Origin of the sequence: Tepidimonas sp., assembly GCF_029335975.1 — a bacterium.
Lineage (GTDB): Bacteria > Pseudomonadota > Gammaproteobacteria > Burkholderiales > Burkholderiaceae_C > Tepidimonas.
On sequence record NZ_JARJMT020000167.1, the window covers coordinates 1 to 3,202 of the forward strand.

The following is a 3,202-nucleotide window of genomic DNA, read 5'->3' on the forward strand; positions in this document are numbered from 1 at the left end:
GTGCTGGACGTGGCCCACAACCCGCACGCGGCGGCGGCCCTGCCAGTTCCACTGCTGTCGGTCGCCCGAGTGGCGTAAATCCCGCCCCGCCAGCCACACATCCGCCCCCACCTCGACGGCGCGATCGATCACACTGCGCGGCGGCACGGGGTCGGAGACCACGACCGGGCGGCCGGTGCGCACGATGCCCGCCTTCTCATAGCCGATCGCCTCGCGGTCGGGCCCCAGATAGGCCATGTGATCCAGATCGACGCTGGTGATGACGGCGCAGTCCGCATCCCACAGGTTGACGGCATCCAGCCGCCCGCCCATGCCCACCTCTAAAATCAGCACGTCGGGGCGTCGCGCCAGCAACGCATGCACAAGCGCGAGGGTAGTGAACTCGAAGTAACTGAGTGCGACGGGCTCACCCGCCGTGCGCGCCGCCTCCACCGCTGCGAAGGACGGCACCAGGTCGGACGCTGCCATCGGCACGCCATCCAGCCGGGCGCGCTCTTCGAAGTGCACCAGGTGCGGCGAGGTATAGAGCCCAGTACGGTAGCCTGCCTGGCGATAGATGGCCTCGAGCATCGCGCAGGTAGACCCCTTGCCGTTGGTGCCTGCCACGGTGATGACGGGACAGCACGGCTGTACCGCATCGCCCAGCCGGCGCGCGACGGTCTGCACCCGCTCCAGCCCTAGGGTGATGCGCTGCCCATGCAGCCGCTCCAAATGCGTGAGCCAATCGGCCAGCGATGCGCTGGCGTCGGGCGGCGACAGTGCAGATTCGGGGGGGATAACCATCATTGAATCGGTCATGGGCGCTCAAAGTCCGCATTGTGCCAAGCCCTTGCGCTACGATGACGGCCATGGTCTATGTCTACGGTATTCCGAACTGCGCAACCGTGAAGAAAGCCCGCGCCTGGCTCGCCGCGCAGGGCGTCGATCACGCATTCCACGATTTCAAAAAACTGGGCGTGCCCACGCAGCGGCTCGACGCCTGGCTGGCAGCCTTGGGTTGGGAGGCGCTGCTCAACCGCCGCGGCACCACCTGGCGCCAGCTCGACGATGCCACCCGAGCGGGCGTGACCGATGTAACCACTGCTCGGGCGCTCATGCTGGCCAAGCCGAGCGTGATTCGCCGGCCGGTCGTGGAATGGGACGACGCGGTGACGGTGGGCTTCGACCCCGACGACTGGCAGCGCCGCTGCTGACCCGCCCCTGCACGCGTCCGGCATCAGGTCATGCCCCGGTGTCGGCAGAGCGCAAGACGCAGCGCCCAGGGGGTGCAGCGCCTACAATCGGCGCACCATGAATGCCATCACCGACACCCTCAATGGCGCGATCGTCTCCACGCGGGCCAATGTCTATTTCGACGGCAAGTGTGTGAGCCACAGCCTGACGTTTGCCGACGGCAGTCGAAAGTCGGTCGGTATCATCCTGCCGTCTACCCTCACCTTCCGCACCGGCGCGCCGGAAATCATGGAAGGCGTGGGCGGACACTGCGAGGTGCTGCTGCCTGGGGACAGCGAGTGGCGGCGCTTCGGCCCCGGCGAGCGTTTTGCCGTGCCGGGCCAATCCAGCTTCCAAATCCGCGTCGACGGCGAACCCTATCACTACATCTGCCACTTCGGTTGACGCCCTCTTCTCGCCATCCCCAAGGTTCTATGGCCATGTCCACCATCCTGCAAAGCCTGCCCGTCGGCCAAAAGGTCGGCATCGCATTTTCCGGCGGCCTCGACACCAGCGCGGCCCTGTTGTGGATGCGCCAAAAGGGCGCCATCCCCTACGCTTACACGGCCAACCTGGGCCAGCCGGACGAGCCCGACTACGACGCGATCCCGAAGCGCGCCCTGACCTATGGGGCCGAGAAAGCGCGCCTGGTGGACTGCCGCGCGCAGCTCGCCTCCGAAGGGCTGGCGGCGCTGCAGTGCGGGGCATTCCACATCAGCACCGCGGGCGTAACCTACTTCAACACCACGCCGATCGGACGCGCAGTCACCGGTACCATGCTGGTCGCCGCCATGAAGGAGGATGACGTCCACATCTGGGGCGACGGCTCCACCTACAAGGGCAACGACATCGAGCGCTTCTACCGCTACGGCCTGCTCACCAACCCGGCGCTGCAGATCTACAAGCCGTGGCTGGACCAGGCTTTCATCGACGAGCTCGGCGGCCGCAAGGAGATGTCGGAGTTCCTGATCCGCAACGGCTTCGACTACAAGATGTCGGTCGAGAAGGCCTACAGTACCGACAGCAATATGCTGGGCGCCACACACGAGGCCAAGGACCTGGAACACCTGAACTCCAACATCCGCATCGTCAACCCCATCATGGGTGTGGCCTTCTGGAAGCCCGAGGTCGCAGTTCAGCCCGAAGCGGTCACGGTGCGCTTCGAGGAGGGCCGCCCGGTGGCGCTCAACGGTCGCGAGTACCCAGATCTGGTGGAGCTGTTCCTGGAGGCCAACCGCATCGGCGGGCGCCACGGCCTGGGCATGAGCGACCAGATCGAAAACCGCATCATCGAAGCCAAGAGCCGCGGCATCTACGAGGCCCCTGGCATGGCGCTGCTGTTCATCGCTTATGAGCGGCTGGTCACCGGCATCCACAACGAAGATACCATCGAGCAGTATCGCGACAACGGCCGCAAGCTCGGACGCCTGCTCTACCAGGGCCGCTGGTTCGATCCCCAGGCCATCATGCTGCGCGAGGCGGCGCAGCGCTGGGTGGCGCGCGCCGTCACCGGCGAGGTGACGCTGGAGCTGCGTCGCGGCAACGACTACTCCATCCTCGACACGCAAAGTCCCAACCTCACCTACCACCCCGAGCGACTGACGATGGAAAAGGGCGCCTCGGTGTTCACGCCGCGGGACCGCATCGGGCAGTTGACCCTGCGCAACCTGGATATCACCGACACGCGCGACAAGCTGTCCATTTACACGCAGGCCGGCCTGCTGGCGATCGGCAAGGACGGGGATTTGCTCAAGCTCGGCGGCTGATACCGCCCGGCTGACATCGCTACTCGGGCGCTGCTGGGCGCGCTCTCAGATCCCGTCGCGCGCCCAGAGCACGATGCGCGCGGCCAAGCGTTGCGTGGTGCCGGGCGAGCGAAGGTCGCCCGCGAGTACATGCTGGTCGTGGTCGGTGCTGTCCTCGACCCGCTCCAGCTGCTTGACGGGACTGCCCAAGCGGGCAAAAAGCGCTTCGGTCAGGGCTGGATCGA

Annotated in this window: 4 protein-coding genes; 3 read left to right on the plus strand and 1 reads right to left on the minus strand. The window is 66.2% G+C overall.

What is annotated here, in order from left to right; genetic code table 11:
* The coding region (locus tag P3W97_RS09310) for a Mur ligase family protein (RefSeq protein ID WP_300846085.1) at positions 1-783 on the minus strand (783 nt) is incomplete at its 3' end.
* Between the two features lie 65 nt (positions 784-848).
* Between P3W97_RS09310 and P3W97_RS09315 the strand changes: the two genes are divergently transcribed.
* The 3 genes from P3W97_RS09315 to argG all read left to right on the plus strand — a co-directional run bounded on the left by P3W97_RS09315 (position 849) and on the right by argG (position 2,978).
* Positions 849-1,193 (plus strand): ArsC family reductase, encoded by a 345-nt coding sequence (locus P3W97_RS09315; protein ID WP_300846087.1) that lies wholly within the window; start codon positions 849-851, stop codon positions 1,191-1,193.
* A gap of 97 nt (positions 1,194-1,290) precedes the next feature.
* Positions 1,291-1,617 carry a pyrimidine/purine nucleoside phosphorylase gene (locus P3W97_RS09320; RefSeq protein ID WP_300846089.1) on the plus strand — a complete coding sequence of 109 codons (327 nt, stop codon included), beginning with the start codon at positions 1,291-1,293 and terminating at the stop codon, positions 1,615-1,617.
* 35 nt (positions 1,618-1,652) lie between these two features.
* Positions 1,653-2,978: an argininosuccinate synthase gene (gene argG, locus P3W97_RS09325; RefSeq protein WP_300846091.1), complete on the plus strand. Its 1,326-nt coding sequence runs from the start codon at positions 1,653-1,655 to the stop codon at positions 2,976-2,978.
* Positions 2,979-3,202: the final 224 nt, after the last annotated feature.